This is a genomic window from Roseateles depolymerans (genome assembly GCF_003387155.1).
Lineage (GTDB): Bacteria > Pseudomonadota > Gammaproteobacteria > Burkholderiales > Burkholderiaceae_C > Roseateles > Roseateles depolymerans.
Genome location: NZ_QUMT01000001.1, coordinates 805,550 through 820,970, shown reverse-complemented (window position 1 = coordinate 820,970; position 15,421 = coordinate 805,550). Strand labels below are relative to the sequence as shown.

Genomic DNA, 15,421 nt, shown 5'->3' with positions numbered 1-15,421 from the left:
CCGTTCCGCCCTGGTGCCGACACCTCGCGCTACTGGGCGGGCACACGCGGTCAAGTAGGCAAGTCCAACAAGCCGCATCCCACCAACTAAGTAAGAGCGGCTCAAGCAAAAAGCCCCGCACTGACCATGCCAGCGCGGGGCTTTCTTTCAGGCTTCAAACGCTCACAGCCGTTCATTTCCTTCAGCAGTCGGTCGGCCTTGTCCACCACCTTCATCTGCCACAGCATGTAGCGCGCATCCAGGCAGATGCTGCGGGTGGTCTTGTCATTGAAGACCCAATCCGAAATCAGCGCATCCAGCGTGCCGTCAAACAGCAGCCCCACCAGTTCGCCCTTGCTGTTGAGCACCGGCGAGCCGCTGTTCGCGCGCGCTCCGCGACATCCAGCATGCCAACCCGGTGGGCATTGAACATTCCTCGATCCACAGATCACTCACCGACCTCGCTGACGTGAAGCGCCAGCACTGGTCGCTCCAGCGTCCGGCTGCAGCCGCCACGGCAGCGAACTCTCTGGATATCAAGCACAAAGGATCCCCACGATGAAACGTCTCTTGCCCATCGCCGTCTTGATCGCGCTGACCGCCTCCGGCGCGGCTCGGGCCAACGTCGATTGCCACCGAGCCACGGCCGAGTGGCAGCCGCGCGAGGCCGTGACGGCCCGGGCGACCGAACTGGGCCTGACGACCGACAGCTTGCGCATCGACGATGGCTGTTACGAGATCCGCGGCCGAGACGCTGACGGCAATTGGGTGACCCTGACCTTCGAACCCGCAACGCTGGCGGTCCTGGAGCTGGGAGTCCGCTTCCGCCCTGGTGCCGACACCTCGCGCTACTGGGCGGGCACACGCGGTCAAGTGGGCAAGTCCAACAAGCCCCATCCCACCAACTAAGAGCGGCTCAAACAAAAAGCCCCGCGCTGACCATGCCAGCGCGGGGCTTTCTTTCAGGCTTCAAACGCTCACAGGGCGTTCATTTCCTTCAGCAGTCGGTCGGCCTTGTCCACCACCTTCATCTGCCACAGCATGTAGCGCGCATCCAGGCAGATGCTGCGGGTGGTCTTGTCATTGAAGACCCAATCCGAAATCAGCGCATCGAGCGTGCCGTCAAACAGCAGCCCCACCAGTTCACCCTTGCTGTTGAGCACCGGCGAGCCGCTGTTGCCGCCCGTCGTGTCCAGCGTGGCCAGGAAGTTGACCGGCACCGAGTCCAGCGCCTTCACACCGTACTTGTCGAAGTTGCGGGCCTTGATAGCCGCCAGCTGCTCGGCCGGGGCGTTGAACTCGCCCGTGCCGGTGTGCTTGGCCACGATACCGCGCAGCGTGGTGAAAGCGGTCCAGGTGGTGCCATCGGTGCCGGGGTTGCGGCCCAACACCTGGCCGAAGCTCACCCGCAGCGTGCTGTTGGCGTCCGGATACACGGCCTTGCCGCGGCTGCCTTCGAAAGCGATGAGGGCACGCATGGCACCCGCATAGGCTTCCTGGATCTGACCCGCCAGTTCACGGTCACGCGTCTCGCGCGCTTCGTCATCGGCGTGCAGGGCCACGGCGGCCTTCACCATCACATCGGTGCTGGCGGCGAAGTCGGCCGGCGTGCGACCCAGCCAGGCCTGACGGCCACCGGCATCGGCCAGCTTCGAGGCGGCATACAGCTCGTCCACACGCGCGGTGACGGCAGCAGCGTCCATGCCCTGACGCAGACCCAGTGCCGACAGGAAGGCAGCATTGAGCTGATCAGCCGGTTGCGCCAGATACTGGACCAGGAAGTGGCTCACCACCTTCTTGTCGGTCACGGCATCGAAGCGGCGCTCCGCAGCGTCCATCGCCTGGCGACGGCGCAGTTGGTCACGCTCCTGGTAGCCGGTCTTGCGCTCGGCATCGGGCTTTTGCGACTGCAGGGCCTGCTCGTACAGGTCACGCGCCTGGTTCAGCAGGCTGGGCGTGGCGTAGCTCAGCAGGAACTCGCGGCGGGTGATGGCCTGACGCTCTGCCAGCAGACGGTCCACATCGGCCAGCGACGGGCCGTACAGCTCGCGGCGCTTGGCATCGGCATTCACCCAGGCCTTGAGCTCCGCATAGGCCGCCTGCTTCTGCGGCAGGATGGCTGCGTCGGCATAGCTGGCCAGTTGGCCTTGATAGTTCTTGTAGTAGTTGCCCACGCCAGCCACGGTGTTGGCCAGCTTGATTTCCGCATCGCGACGGCCGGCCGTGGCTTCACGGATGGTGGCCAGTTGCTCGCCCATCGCCTTCACGCGGTTGGGCATTTCCCAGTTGAAGGCGAAGTCCACTTCCGACGGCAGGCGCAGACGGTTGGTGCGGCCGGGGTAGCCGGCCACCATCACGAAGTCCCGCTCGTTCAGCGGCGAGCTGGCCATCTTCAGGAAGTGCTGCGGCTGGTAGGGCTTGTTGTTGGGGCTGAAGTCCGCCGGCTTGCCGTCCGGGCCCACGTAGGCGCGGTAGAAGCTGTAGTCGCCGGTGTGGCGCGGCCACATCCAGTTGTCGGTGTCGCCACCAAACAGGCCCACGCCCTGCGCCGGCGCATGCACAAGGCGCACGTCGCGGATCTCCAGCTGCTTGATCAGCTGGTACTGCAGGCTGCCGTAGAAGGCGTAGACGTTGCAGCGATGGCCGACGTCCTTTTCGCATTCGGCCACCAGGGCCTTCTCATTCTTCTCGATGGCATCCACACGGGCCTTGCCCTTCAGGGCGGCCGTCTTGGCATCGATGATCTGGTTCGTGACATCCGTCAGCGCCACCGTCACCAGCACGCGGCTGCCCGGTGCGGCCGGCAGCTCGTCCTTGAGCGTCGGCGCCAGGAAGCCGTTCTTGAGCAGGTCCCGCTCCGGGGTGGAGTTGAACTGGATGCTGCCATAGGCGCAGTGGTGGTTGGTGACGACCAGACCCTGCGGCGACACGAAGGAAGCCGTGCAGCCGCCCAGGCTCACCACGGCTCCCATCGGGTAACCGATGGGGGTGGACAGGCGCGTCGGGTCAATGGCCAGACCGGCCGCCTTCAGATCCTTGGCCACCTGGGGCAGCTGCTGCGGCATCCACATGCCCTCGTGAGCCTGTGCGGACAACGCACCCAGAGCCAGTGTGGCCCAGATCAAACTTTTCATGCAGGACTCCTGTCCAGACGGAATTTTGAGAAGGGCGCAACCTTACACGACCCCGGGCCCACTGACCCCGTGCGGTTGGACACCCCCCGAACAACGGGTGTTGTCTTCAGGCCCGCAAAACAACGCCAAACATGTCACACCTTAGGGATTTCCCCGGTACTGACAGCAAACTTACAATCGGCGGTCCCTTTCCCATCACCCGATCCACGTCCTTTTTCCGCAGTCCAGGAGCCCGCCATGACCCTTCAACAGCTCAGTCAAGTCAAGCGCTGGATGGTCATGCACAGCGGCCGCCATCCGGTGGAGCTGGCGGTGTGGAACGTGGTGCTGACGCTGTGGATGCTCGGCTTCATGGGCGTGCCGGGCGTGCTGCTGATCAAGGCCTGGATGGCCTTGCCGCTGTGTTTCGGGGCGTGGATGCTGCCCATGGCCTACACGGGCGGCAGGCGGCGCTTGCATCAGACCGGCCGTCTGCGCTGCGATTGGCTGACGGCGCTCTAAGCGCGTCGGGAACGCTGGGCCAGGGCCCGCGAAGAACGCGCGATCCAGTGACGGCGCCCCACCCAGGCCTTGGCTCGGAGGGGTGGTGAGTGCTCCGGGCGGAGCCGCCGTAGCAGCGTTCAGCCCAGCTTGCGTGCTGGGCAAAGCCGCCAGCGCAGCGTTCAGCCCGGCTTGCGCGCTGCCCGCAGGCGCCGCATCACCGGCTCGTTCAACTGGCGCGTGAGCTGATTCCACTTGGCGCTCACCTTGTCGATACGGGCCAGCAGTGGATCGGCCGTGGCCTGGTCCCCGGTCTTCAGCGCCCAGATTGCATACTCGGCCCAGACTTCCACACTGCCAAAGCGTTCGCTGGCGGACTCGAATTCCGCTCGTGCCGCACTGTCCTGCCCCAAGGCGGCCAGGCTCCGCGCGGCCAGCAGGGCCACGGCTTCGGCCCGGAAGGTGGGCTGCTCGGCGCGCATGCTTTGCACATGCTCCCACGCCTTGCCGGGATTGCCGGCTTCCAGGAATGCACGCGCCGCGCCCAGACGGATGTCCAGGTCCTTGGCAAACGGGCCCTGCAGGCAGGCTTGATAACGCTCGGCCGCTTGGGTCGCCTCACCCGCGTCCAGCAGTGCGGCCGCCAGGCGCATCTGATTCTGAGCGGTGGGCGTCTCTTCAAACGCGGCATGGGCCTCGCGCAGCTCGCGCCCCGGGTCCATGGCACGGGCGGCGGACCGCACGACGCGGCGAGCACTGCGCTCCAGCCTCGAATGCGGCAGCACGATCACGAACAGGTAGACCAGGCTGCCCAGCAGCGGGAACGAAAACAGGATGATCAGCCAGTACAGCTGCTGACCATTGCGCACCACGTGCACGGCGCAGAACAGCGCCAACAGAATATGAAATCCGATTCCGACGAAGGGCATCGCCGCCTCCCTGCCATGATTGTTGTGATGGAACGGTCACTGCGACCGGGTCCTGGCTGAGCTCTTGAAGGCTGACGGCTCAGGAACCGGGGCATATTGTCGGCGGTTCCTGTGTCAGTGCCCTTGTTGTGTCAGCGCCTTTGGTAAATACGGACGTAATCCACCTCAAAGGTCCGCGGCAGCACGGCGGGATCCACCCAACCGGCCATCTCTCCGCCGATGGCCAGGTTCAGCAGCAGGTACTGCGGCTTGTTGAACGGCCAGCTCGCGCTGCCTGTTCCCTTGTTGACGTAGGTGTGGAAGGGCTTGCCGTCCACGGCGAAGACGATGCTGTCGGCTGTCCAGGTGGCCTGGTAGTTGTGGAAGGCGGAGCAGGCGTCGGGCACCTTCAGCTCAGCGCCGTTGCCGCTGGTGCCTGCGGTCGATCGAGTGTGGATGGTCGCGGACACGGTGTCCGGGTACATGCCCACGTGTTCCATGATGTCGATCTCTCCGCTATCGGGCCAGGTGTCGGCGGTGCCCAGCATCCAGATGGCGGGCCAGGTGCCCTGCCCGCAGGGCATCTTGGCGCGTACCTCAAAGAAGCCGTAGGTCCAGCTGGCTTTGCCGCGGGTGATCAGCCGTGCGGACGTGTAGATCTGGCCGCCCCAGTCGGGCTCGGCGCTCATTGACGCCTTGCGTGCCGTGATCAGCAGCTTGCCGTCCTGCTGCCGCGAATAGTCCGTCTTGCCGACCGCGTAGTACTGCTCTTCATTGTTGTACCAGCCCGTGCGATTGGCTTCGGTGTCGTAGACCCACTTGGTGGCGTCGGGAAGGCCGGAGCCGTTGAACTCGTCGTTCCACACCAGGGTGTAGCCGGAGGGGACGTCGGCGGAGTGTTGGATGGGCGGAGGGTTCGGGGCGGGGGCGGGTGAAGGAGCAGGCGCCGGTGAGGGCGATGGCGATGGCGATGGCGATGGGGAAGGCGACGGCACAGGCGCTGGCGCAGGTGCGGGCGCGGGTGCAGGAGCAGGAGCAGGAGCAGGAGCAGGCGATGGTGCTGGTCCCGGCGCAGGTGCCGGCGCGGGCGACGGCCCGGGGGCAGGTGCAGGTGCAGGTGCAGGTGCAGGTGCAGGTGCTGGCGATGGTGCAGGCGATGGAGCTGGCGCAGGCGACGGCGATGGCGCATTCCCCACTGGCCGTTGCGGATCCGTGGTGTCGTTGCTCCCCCCGCCGCAGGCGACCAGGAACAGGCATGCGAGGAGAGGGGCGAATTGTTTGGGGTCCATCGGGGTCCGTACTTGATGTCTGACTACTCAAGGTCAGTATCAAGAGTCCCCTGGGGCGGGCTGTCATGACATGTATCCGAGGGCGGGAGCCCCGGACGTCAGTGAGGGAAGCGCGACTTCGGCTTCACGGCAACAGCAAGCCGTCGACCTACGGATGCGGCCCTCTGCATCCCGTTACCTTGCTCGTGAAGCGGAAACAGAGCGGGAAACAGTGGAGCAAACAGAGAAGCAAACAGAGAGGCCAACAGAACGGGGTTTGTCAGCGCCTCAGTGCGCCAGCCCGATCCACTCACCCCGACGCTGGAAGCTGTCGAAGATGCGCTGGGCCAGATCGCGCAGCGTCTCGTCGCCACGGGCGTAGGCGCAGGCCAGCCGGTCCAGCGCGTAGCTGCGGTCGTACACCATCCGGGTGGCTTGCAGCTTCATGCCTTGATCCGTCATCAGCGCTTCCAGCTGCCAGAGATCGTCCATGGCGGCAGGGCCGCTCACGGTCAGGCCCAGGTCCGGCACCCAGCCATAGGCGCCGTGGGCTGATTCGGGCAGCAGGTGGGGCGGGATGGGGGTGGCTTGCATGGCGGGCCTCGAAGAATCCGGAGGAACAGGTCGCCATGATGCGCGGGCCCGGCGCCAAACTTGAGCCGGAAAAGCAGGGCCAATACCGGCCAGTTCAAGGCTTCAATCCCTCAGGGGACTTCAGCGTCCCGGCTTCGCAATGAAACTGGACAGCTCCTGGCACCAGGTGGCCGCCTGCATCTCCATCTCCTGCAGGGCCTGCACATCGATGCCTGCGTCCTGCAGCATCTTGGCCGACGCTTCATTCAGCGCCACCTGATGGCTCTTCTTCTCCAGGTACACCACCCGCTGGATGCCGACCTGGATGATGGACTGAACGCATCTCGGGCACGGGTACTGCGTCGTGTAGATGGTGCTTCCGGTCAGCGGCAGCACCACGCAGTTGAGGATGGCATTGACCTCCGCATGCACGATGTAGCTGTGACGGGAGTGCAGCGGGTCGTTGTCGTCGTCCTGCCAGTAGGTGGGGTCGTTGTCGTCACAGCCACGCGGCAGGCCGTTGTAGCCCACCCCGACGATCTTGTAGTCCGCGCTGGCAATACAGGCGCCATTGCGCTTGCGGCTGTCCTTGGACCGGGCACTGGCCAGCAGGGCCACGCCCATGAACATCGAATGCCAGTCGATCAGCGGCCGGTTGTCCATGTCAGCGCCCCGCCATCGTCACGCCCTTGTTGGCCAGGGCGTCTGCGCGTTCATTGCCGGGGTCGCCGGCATGGCCCTTCACCCAGCGCCATTCCACCTGATGCAGCTTGCGCAGGGCATCGAGCCGCTGCCAGAGCTCGGCATTCTTGACCGGCTTGCCATCCGCCGTTTTCCAGCCCCGGCGCTGCCAGCCGCTGATCCATTCCGTCATGCCTTTGCGAACATATTCGCTGTCGGTGTAGATGACGATGTTGCAGCTGCGCTTGAGCGAGGTCAGGGCCTCGATGACGGCCGTCAGCTCCATGCGGTTGTTGGTGGTGTTGGCCTCGCCGCCGCAGAGCTCTTTCTCATGCCCGCCGCTGCTCAACCAGGCGCCCCACCCTCCCGGGCCGGGATTGCCCTTGCAGGCGCCGTCGGTATAGATGACAACGCTCGGTTTGCTGATGCGGGGCGCCGCAGGCGCGGAAACTTCGGTCATGGTGGTCTGATTCTGCACTTCAAATAATCGGGCCCGGTCGGGCTCACTTCATCCGCCGATGGGGCTGCTGGTTCAAGGCCACCGCAGGCGCCGCCTTCGCTGCGCGGGTTTTCTTGCGGGCCAGGCCGATCAGCCGCATGCCATGCACCCGCTTCACCGCCACCACGCCATACAGCGCCCCCAGCACCGTCCACCACTTGCCACCCGGCTTTTCGATCCATTGCCAGCGGTCCAGCCAGGCCTGACTGACCAATGGCGGCCGATAGCAACCAAACGCGGCGCGTTCGACCTCAAATGACAGCAAGCGGAGCCAGTCCCGCAGACGCCAGTAGCCGATGTACTCGCCTTCATCCGGCAGGAACAGACGCGGCGGCCGGGTGTCTCCATGGTGGGTGCGCTGGAACATGCGCCCATTCACCCGGGCCAGATTCTGCCTGAGCGCCCAGAGACTGGCCGGATTCAGCCCCAGAATGACCACCCTTCCCTCCGGACGCAGCACGCGCTCCACTTCCCGCAGCACCCGATGCGGATTGCCGGTGAGCTCCAGCGTGTGCGGAAGAACGACAAGATCGAGGCTGTTCGCTTCAAATGGCAGCGCATCGAACTCACAATACAGGGCAGCCGCGGAGGGTGCCGGCAAAGCCCGGGGCTCCGGCAGCACATGCAAGGGCATGATGCGGCTGTCCGGCAGCCCGGAGGCCTCTACCGGGTCGGACGTTGAAAGATGGGCTGAAGGATGGGCTGAAAGAGGCGCTGGAACATGATCCATCACCAGCCAGCGTTGCGGCATGCGGTTCGCCCGCAAGCCTTCCAGCTGGGGAAGCCCCAACTGCATCGCATGGAAACCAAACAGGTCGACCACTGCGGTGTCGATGAAGGATTGCTCCCAGGCCAGCAGGTACTGGCCGGGGGGCGTGCGTAACCACGCCGCCAGCTCCTCGGCTGCCAGCCCGGGAGCGGGCAGCACCGACTCTACAATCGGCGCCGGGTCATCGTCCTGGCTCGCTTTCGTCATTGCTTGGACCGCATGGAACTGATTGCCCTTCCTGCCTTCACCGACAACTACATCTGGCTGCTGCACAACGGCAGCCAGGCGCTTGTCGTGGACCCGGGCGAAGCCTCTCCGGTGAAGGAGGCGCTGACCGCCCGGGGACTTGAGCTTCAGGGCATTCTAGTGACGCACCACCATGGCGATCATGTCGGCGGCCTGTCTGAACTGATGGAAATCCTGGCGCCGACCGGTCAGGTCTGGGGCCCCGCCCACGAAAAGATGCCAGTCCCCGTCCAACCCATGCAGGGCAACGACCACTTCGAGTGGTTAGGACAAGCGGTCGAAGTGTTGGACGTGCCGGGTCACACCGCCGGCCACATCGCGTTCTACCTGCCGGCGACCTCGCAAGGCCCGCTGCGCACCCCCATTCTGTTCTGCGGGGACACCCTGTTCTCCGCCGGCTGCGGCCGCCTGTTCGAAGGCACGGCGTCGCAGATGTACGACTCCTTGAGCCGGCTGGCGGCGCTCCCGGGCGAAACCCGCGTGTGCTGCGCCCACGAGTACACCCTGTCCAACCTGCGATTCGCCCGTGCGGTCGAGCCCGGCAACGAGGCCATCGTCCAGCACGAGGCCTGGTGCCAGTCCGAGCGAGCCCACCATCGCCCCACCCTGCCCTCCACCCTGTCCCTGGAGTTGCAGATCAACCCATTCCTGCGTTGCAGCCAGACCGAGGTCCGGCAGTCGGCGCAACACTTCGATCCGCGCGTCGGCCCTGAACCCGCATCGGTGCTTGCCGCTCTGCGCCAATGGAAGAACGAATTCCGATGAATCGACTCCCCGCCTATTTCCGCCTGCTCCACTCGCTGTCCAGTGCCTCCACGATCCAGGACGGCGCCCCCGGCTCCTACAGCGCAGCAGCACCCGTCTCCCAGCGCCGCCGTCTGGAGGCTCCGCGTTCACGTCCGGCGCTGACGCTGATCGCGGCGCTGGTGTCCCTCACCTTGGCCGCTTGCGCCGGCGTGCCGCGCGGCACGCCATCCGGGGCTGCGGGTACGACGCCGGCCAGCCCTCTGGCTGCGGAAGCCGCGGCCTCTGCCGCGACCCCGGCCGGCATGGATGCCCCGCAGATGCCCAAGACCTCGGTGGCCGCAGCGGCAGCCGCTTCCGGCGCCGCCGCGCCCGAAGACAAACTGGACGTGCTGCTGGAAGACAACCTCAACCCGGGTCAGAAGGTGGACCTGGATGCGCCCAAGACCCATGTTGACCTGTGGTCCCGCATCCGCGCCGGCATGGCCATGCCCGAGCTGGACAACGACCTGGTGCGCAAGGCGGAAGACTGGTACAGCACCCGTCCCGACTACGTCGCCCGCATGACCGGCCGCGGCAGCCTGTACCTCTATCACGTGGTGGAGGAAGTGGAAAAGCGCGGCATGCCGATGGAACTGGCCCTGCTGCCCTTCGTCGAGAGCGCCTTCCGCGCGGATGCCCAATCCACGGCCAAGGCAGTGGGCATGTGGCAGTTCATGCCCGCGACCGGCCGGGACTTCGACCTCAAACAGAACATCTTCCGCGACGACCGCCGCGACGTACTGGCCTCCACCCGTGCCGCGCTGGACTATCTGCAGCGCCTGAACAAGATGTTCGACGGCGACTGGCAACTGGCGCTGGCCGCCTACAACTGGGGCCAGGGCAATGTGTCCCGTGCAGTGGCCCGCAACCAGAAGCTGGGCCTGCCGGCGGACTACGACAACATCCGCATGCCGGATGAAACCCGCTACTACCTGCCCAAGCTGCAGGCCATCAAGAACATCGTGATGCATCCGGAGACCTTCGGACTGGAACTGCCGGCGGTGTCCAACCACCCGTACTTCCTGTCGGTCAACATCGACCGGGACATCGACGTGGCGCTGGCGGCCCAACTGGCCTCGCTGGATGAGGAGACCTTCCGCCAGTTCAATCCGCAGATGAACAAGCCGGTGATCCTGGCGGCCAGCAGCGGACAAATCCTGCTGCCCTACGACAACGCCAGCACCTTCGTCACCAACCTGGAAAAACACCGCGGCCCGCTGGCCACCTGGACTGCCTGGGTGGTGCCGCGCACCATGAAGCCGGCCGATGCCGCCAAGCAGGTGGGCATGAGCGAGGCGGGCCTGCGCGAGATCAACCGCATTCCGGCCCGCATGCTGGTCAAGCAGGGCTCGACGCTGCTGGTGCCGCGCAATGCCTCGCGCGACAAGGACGTGTCCGAGCATCTGGCCGACAACGCCAGCATCATGTTCGCCCCGGATGTGCCGCCGCTGCGGCGCGTGTCGCTGAAGGCCGGCAAGGGCGAGACCGTGGCCAGCGTGGCGCGCCGGTATCGCATCAGCACCACGCAGGTGGCCCAGTGGAACCGGGTGAGCACCAAGGCCACCTTCAAGCCAGGCCAGGCGGTGGTGGTGTATCTGCGTGAGAACCAGCAGGTGGTGGCGGAGGCGGAACCGGCCAAGGGCCGCGCCAAGCCGGCCGTCCGCGCCACGGCCACGCGCACGCCGACCAAGGTGGCAGCCAAGAGCCCGCGCAATGCCAGCAACAGCAAGGCCCGCACGGCGCGGGTGGCCACCAGCAACCGCAACGGCGGCGGCAATGTGGCGACGGCCAAGACACCGTCCACCACGACGCTGCGCTGAGGCCTGTCGATACCACGCGTGTGGAGGCGGTCTTCCCGAAGACCGCTGGCGAGATAAAAAAATGGCGCTCCGAGGAGCGCCATTGTTATTTCAGGCGGCCGGGTGCCGCTTCAGGCGAAGAACAACGCTATGGACGTCGCCACACCCAGCACCCACACCAGGCTGCGCAGCGACGCAAGGTCCGCCAGATACAGCCCGATGAACACCACCCGCAGCACGACGAAGCTCACCGCCAGCAGGTCGATGCGGCCCTGATCCAGATGCATCTGCTGCGCCGCCAGCACCCCGGCGAAAAACAGCGGCAGGGCCTCGAAGCCATTGGCCTGCGCCGCATTGGCGCGGGCCTGCCAGCCGGTCTGACGGCTGAGCCAGCTGCGGGGGTCGTGGTTGTCGAAGCCGCCCTCACGGCGACGCTTGCCGTAGCCGCGGGACTTCGCCAGCGCTGCGCACACAACCGGCAGCAGCGCTGCAACGATCATGCAATAGTTGGCCACCGTCATGAAGGTCTCCGATCCACCAAGGCATGGGCGATGGTGCCCAGGTCGACATATTCCAGCTCACTGCCCACCGGAACGCCCCGCGCCAGCCGGGTGCTACGCAGGCCGCGGGCCTTGAGGGCCTCGGCCAGCACATGGGCCGTCGCCTCGCCTTCTGCGGTGAAGCTGGTGGCCAGAATCACCTCTTCCACCTGACCATCGGTGGCCCGCTCCAGCAGCGGCGCCACGCCGATTTCGCGGGTGCTGATGCCGTCCAGCGGACTCAGGCGCCCTTGCAGGACGAAGTAGTAGCCGTGGTAGGACGCGGTGCGTTCCATCGCAGCCTGGTCCGCCGGCGACTCCACCACGCACAGCAGGCGGGCATCCCGCTTGGTGTCCTGGCAGATCTTGCACAGCGCCGTCTCGCTGAAGGTGTGGCAGCGCTCGCAGTGGCGCACATGGCGCGCCGCCTCCTGCAGGGCCCGGGCCAGGGCGTCGGCCCCGGCACGGTCATGCTGCAGCAGGTGATAGGCCATGCGCTGGGCCGATTTCTGGCCCACCCCGGGCAGCCGCCGCAGGGCTTCGATCAGATGGTCGAGTGCGTTCACCCGCGTCCGTTCAGAACGGGAACTTCATGCCGGGAGGCAGGGGCATGCCGGCGGTCAGCTTGCTCATCTTTTCCTGGCTGACTTCTTCGGCGCGGCGCACGGCGTCGTTGAAGGCGGCAGCGACCAGGTCTTCCAGCATGTCCTTGTCGTCGGACAGCAGGCTGGGGTCGATGGCGACGCGCTTGACGTCATGCTTGCAGGTCATGGTGACCTTCACCAGACCGGCGCCGGACTGGCCTTCCACCTCGATATTGCCGAGTTCTTCCTGGGCGCGCTTGAGGTTGTCCTGCATCGCCTGGGCCTGCTTCATCAGGCCTGCGAGTTGACCCTTCATCATGATGGTGATCCTTGTCGGTTCAGAGAGGTTTGATGGACCCCGGCAGAATGCGCGCGGTCTTGAACTGCGACAACAACTGCTGGACCTCGGGGTCTTCGAGAATGATCGTTTCGGCGCGACGCTGACGCGCCCGGGTCGCCATGGTATCGCGCAGCGCCGGGGAGTCGGTGGCGCGGCCCGCCTCAATGTCCAATTGGACGGGCACATCCAGGTGGGCAGAGAGTGCAGCCTGGAGCTTGTCCTGCAGCGCCGGCTGGCGCAGGGACTCGCGTTCCACCCGGAAACGCCAGCGCTGTGGCGACGCCTGGTCGTCGATGGCGACGCATTCGGCTTGCAGCGCCAGTTCGCGCGCAAGGGCGTTCAGGCCCAGCTGGGGCACGAGACTGGCCCAGCGTTCACCGAAGGCGGTCGGGACGAGGGTCACTTCCTCCACGGCGGTGGAGAGGTAGATGCCGTCTCCGCCATTTCCGCTGTTGCTGCCATTTCCGCTGCCAGCGCCTTGGGCGGCGGCCGGGTCCAGGTCGGCGAGGTCACCGTCCAGCATGGACGGGCCGACGCTCATTTCCTCGTCGGAGGGCGGCGGCACATCCAGCCAGGGCGGAGCGCCATCGTCGTCGTGCGGGGGAGACAGGTCCTCGGGCGGCTCCGCCGGCTCAGACGGCTCGGCCTGGACCGGGGCAGCGCGAGGGCGCAGCCGGTCGCTGAAGCGGGTGGCCGGGGCGCCAGCGGGGGCCGCGCGGAGCTGGCCGGTGCTGCGGGCAGCGGGGGCTGAAGGCGCGGGGGCGTTTGCTGGCGTCGTCGCTGCAGTTGCCAATGCGACTGCGGGCGCCACTGCATCCGCTGCTACCGCTGCATCCCTTGCAGTCGATGCGGAGCGCTGGGCGCAGGCCGATGTCGCTGCTGGGGCAGGAGCCTCGGCGGAAGACTTGACCGACACGGCGCTGGACGACGAGCCCTCGCTCGGTGCCTCCGAACGGACCGTTGCACCGGGGTGCGTGGACGCCGCGAAGTCAGGGTCTGACGACGCAGCATCCCATGGCGGTGCTTCACGATGCGCTTGAGCGCCGCGCTCATCGCCAGATTTGCTGGACGCGCTCGAGTGGGTGGAGGCGTCCGCGTCGGTGGCCTGTGGGGTCGCGTGTGGGGTCGACTGTGCAGTCGCGTCTGGCGCGGCCTGTGCAGTGGCCTGTCGCTGAGGGTGCGAGTCGCCATCAGCAGCCTGCGTGGGCGTAGCTGATGCTGGGACGGCATCGGCTGCATCAGCTGCATGGCCTGAATTGCCTGCACTTCCCGCACTGCCTGCCTTCGACGCATCGGATGCTTCGCGTCCATCGGATGATGGGACCACGGCGATGCTCGGTGCCGACGTGGTTGCTGCGCTTGGCACGGTGGCGGGACTTGCCCCGTCGGCTGCCTCCGTTGCAGACGGGGTCGCGGCCTGATTGGCCGGCGTCGCCGCGCCTGCGACCGCTGCCGGAGCGCCTCTGAGGGCAGATCCATGCGCGGTAGCGGCCCCGGCCGACGCGCCGACAGTGGCAGCACCACCAGCCGGCGCACTGCCAGCCGTTGCACCGCCGACTGACGCGTCACCCGCAGCAGCCCCACCAGCGCCAGCACCGATGCTGCCAGCCCCTGCACCGCCCATGCCAGCGGCACCGCCGCCCCCGTTCGGCGCGCCGCCGCCACGCGGCCCACCGCCTTCCGGCCGGAAGGCCATCATGCGCAGCAGCACCATCGTCAGCCCCGCATACTCATCGGGCGCCAGCGGCAGCTCCTGACGGCCATGCAGCGCCATGCTGTACATCAGCTGGATCTCATCCGCCGGCAACTGGGTCGCCAGCGGCAGCAGTTCGGCCAGGTCCGGGTCAGACGCATCCAGAGCGCCCGGCGCAGCCTGCGCCACCGCCAGATGTTGCAAGGCCACCGCCAGATCTTCCAGCGTGCCACCGGCCGACAGGCCCATGTCCCGCAGCCGGTCCGAGGCCCCCACCAGCGCCACGCCGTCGCCCGCCACCAGTGCCTGCAGGATGCCCAGCACATGGCCGCGGTCCACGCTGCCCAGCATCTGGCGCACACCGGTTTCCTTCAGTTCGCCGGAACCAAAGGCGATGGCCTGATCGGTCAGCGACAGCGCATCCCGCATCGATCCACGGGCCGCACGGGCCAGCAGCCGCAAGGCGCCGGGCTCGGCCGGCACCTGCTCGATGGTCAGCACCTTGGTCAGATGCTCCAGCACCGTCTGCGGCGCCATGGGTCGCAGATTGAATTGCAGGCAGCGCGACAGCACCGTCACCGGCACCTTTTGCGGGTCGGTCGTCGCCAGCACGAATTTGAGGTATTCCGGCGGTTCTTCCAGCGTCTTGAGCATCGCGTTGAACGCGGTGTTCGAGAGCATGTGCACTTCGTCGATCATGTAGACCTTGAAGCGCCCGACCACCGGCTTGTAGACCGACTGGTCCAGCAGCTGGGAGATTTCCTCCACACCGCGGTTGGAGGCGGCGTCCAGCTCCACATAGTCCACGAAGCGGCCGGCATCGATGTCCCGGCAGGCATCGCAGACGCCGCACGGGTGGGCGGTGATGCCGCCCTGCCCGTCCGGGCCGATGCAGTTCAGGCTCTTGGCCAGGATGCGGGAGACGGACGTCTTCCCCACCCCCCGGGTGCCGGTGAACAGATAGGCATGGTGCAGCCGCTGCTGTGTGAGTGCATTGGCCAGGGCCTGCACCACATGCTCCTGACCCATCAGCTCCTCGAAGGTACGGGAGCGGTACTTGCGTGCGAGGACCTGGTAACTCATGGCGCGGCATTCTACGGGGGGCGCCCGACCCGCCGGCGGGACCGGTCGAAGGGTTGACCA

16 protein-coding genes and 2 pseudogenes are annotated in these 15,421 nt (G+C 66.4%); 5 read left to right on the top strand and 13 right to left on the bottom strand.

The genetic code is table 11. The features are described from left to right. Positions 1–173: 173 nt before the first annotated feature. Positions 174–362 (bottom strand): annotated as a pseudogene (locus DES44_RS26115) (S46 family peptidase); the annotation flags it as partial. A gap of 175 nt (positions 363–537) precedes the next feature. On the opposite strand from DES44_RS26115, the gene DES44_RS03530 reads away from it, so the two are divergent. After that, positions 538–888: a PepSY domain-containing protein gene (locus DES44_RS03530; protein ID WP_083525782.1), complete on the top strand. Its 351-nt coding sequence runs from the start codon at positions 538–540 to the stop codon at positions 886–888. A gap of 68 nt (positions 889–956) precedes the next feature. Here the strand turns inward: DES44_RS03530 and DES44_RS03525 are convergent, their stop codons facing one another. Continuing rightward, complete coding sequence (locus DES44_RS03525; RefSeq protein ID WP_058936190.1) at positions 957–3,113, bottom strand: S46 family peptidase; 2,157 nt, start codon at positions 3,111–3,113, stop codon at positions 957–959. Between the two features lie 237 nt (positions 3,114–3,350). Here DES44_RS03525 and DES44_RS03520 point away from each other — a divergent pair, with 237 nt between their 5' ends. Further along, positions 3,351–3,614 carry a hypothetical protein gene (locus tag DES44_RS03520; protein WP_058936191.1) on the top strand — a complete coding sequence of 88 codons (264 nt, stop codon included), beginning with the start codon at positions 3,351–3,353 and terminating at the stop codon, positions 3,612–3,614. A gap of 161 nt (positions 3,615–3,775) precedes the next feature. On the opposite strand, the gene DES44_RS03515 is transcribed toward DES44_RS03520, so the two are convergent. Together DES44_RS03515 and DES44_RS03510 are read right to left on the bottom strand one after the other, a co-directional pair. Next, positions 3,776–4,522 carry a tetratricopeptide repeat protein gene (locus DES44_RS03515; protein ID WP_058936192.1) on the bottom strand — a complete coding sequence of 249 codons (747 nt, stop codon included), beginning with the start codon at positions 4,520–4,522 and terminating at the stop codon, positions 3,776–3,778. 131 nt (positions 4,523–4,653) lie between these two features. Further along, the gene (locus DES44_RS03510) at positions 4,654–5,367 is read right to left on the bottom strand and encodes a glycoside hydrolase family 16 protein (protein WP_232309821.1); all 714 of its coding nucleotides are present in this window, start codon (positions 5,365–5,367) and stop codon (positions 4,654–4,656) included. Between the two features lie 92 nt (positions 5,368–5,459). On the opposite strand from DES44_RS03510, the gene DES44_RS24950 reads away from it, so the two are divergent. Further along, positions 5,460–5,813 carry a hypothetical protein gene (locus DES44_RS24950; protein ID WP_058936193.1) on the top strand — a complete coding sequence of 118 codons (354 nt, stop codon included), beginning with the start codon at positions 5,460–5,462 and terminating at the stop codon, positions 5,811–5,813. A 244-nt stretch (positions 5,814–6,057) separates the two neighbouring features. Here DES44_RS24950 and DES44_RS03505 read toward each other — a convergent pair whose 3' ends face one another. The 4 genes from DES44_RS03505 to DES44_RS03490 all read right to left on the bottom strand — a co-directional run bounded on the left by DES44_RS03505 (position 6,058) and on the right by DES44_RS03490 (position 8,417). Beyond that, on the bottom strand, positions 6,058–6,363 hold the full coding sequence (locus tag DES44_RS03505) for a hypothetical protein (RefSeq protein WP_058936194.1): 306 nt from the start codon (positions 6,361–6,363) through the stop codon (positions 6,058–6,060). Between the two features lie 120 nt (positions 6,364–6,483). Next, on the bottom strand, positions 6,484–7,005 hold the full coding sequence (locus tag DES44_RS03500) for a deoxycytidylate deaminase (RefSeq protein WP_058936195.1): 522 nt from the start codon (positions 7,003–7,005) through the stop codon (positions 6,484–6,486). A gap of 1 nt (position 7,006) precedes the next feature. Further along, on the bottom strand, positions 7,007–7,483 hold the full coding sequence (gene rnhA, locus DES44_RS03495) for a ribonuclease HI (protein WP_058937546.1): 477 nt from the start codon (positions 7,481–7,483) through the stop codon (positions 7,007–7,009). Between the two features lie 43 nt (positions 7,484–7,526). Continuing rightward, positions 7,527–8,417 (bottom strand): class I SAM-dependent methyltransferase, encoded by an 891-nt coding sequence (locus DES44_RS03490; RefSeq protein WP_375137506.1) that lies wholly within the window; start codon positions 8,415–8,417, stop codon positions 7,527–7,529. Positions 8,418–8,510: 93 nt separating this feature from the next. Here DES44_RS03490 and gloB point away from each other — a divergent pair, with 93 nt between their 5' ends. Together gloB and DES44_RS03480 are read left to right on the top strand one after the other, a co-directional pair. After that, positions 8,511–9,302 (top strand): hydroxyacylglutathione hydrolase, encoded by a 792-nt coding sequence (gene gloB, locus DES44_RS03485; RefSeq protein ID WP_058936196.1) that lies wholly within the window; start codon positions 8,511–8,513, stop codon positions 9,300–9,302. Beyond that, a complete protein-coding gene (locus DES44_RS03480) occupies positions 9,299–11,143 on the top strand; it encodes a transglycosylase SLT domain-containing protein (protein ID WP_083525785.1) in 1,845 nt (614 codons plus the stop codon). The genes gloB and DES44_RS03480 overlap by 4 nt, the downstream gene beginning before the upstream one ends. Positions 11,144–11,253: 110 nt before the next feature. Here the strand turns inward: DES44_RS03480 and DES44_RS03475 are convergent, their stop codons facing one another. The 5 genes and pseudogenes from DES44_RS03475 to dnaX all read right to left on the bottom strand — a co-directional run. Further along, on the bottom strand, positions 11,254–11,643 hold the full coding sequence (locus tag DES44_RS03475; protein ID WP_058936197.1) for an MAPEG family protein: 390 nt from the start codon (positions 11,641–11,643) through the stop codon (positions 11,254–11,256). Then, positions 11,640–12,227: a recombination mediator RecR gene (gene recR, locus DES44_RS03470; RefSeq protein ID WP_058936198.1), complete on the bottom strand. Its 588-nt coding sequence runs from the start codon at positions 12,225–12,227 to the stop codon at positions 11,640–11,642. The genes DES44_RS03475 and recR overlap by 4 nt, the downstream gene beginning before the upstream one ends. A gap of 10 nt (positions 12,228–12,237) precedes the next feature. Beyond that, positions 12,238–12,564, bottom strand: coding sequence for a YbaB/EbfC family nucleoid-associated protein (locus tag DES44_RS03465; protein WP_058936199.1), 327 nt, complete (start codon positions 12,562–12,564; stop codon positions 12,238–12,240). A 19-nt stretch (positions 12,565–12,583) separates the two neighbouring features. Further along, complete coding sequence (locus DES44_RS03460) at positions 12,584–13,108, bottom strand: DNA polymerase III subunit gamma/tau C-terminal domain-containing protein (protein WP_232310057.1); 525 nt, start codon at positions 13,106–13,108, stop codon at positions 12,584–12,586. Between the two features lie 1,128 nt (positions 13,109–14,236). Next, positions 14,237–15,361: pseudogene (gene dnaX, locus DES44_RS03455) on the bottom strand (DNA polymerase III subunit gamma/tau); the annotation flags it as partial. Positions 15,362–15,421: the final 60 nt, after the last annotated feature.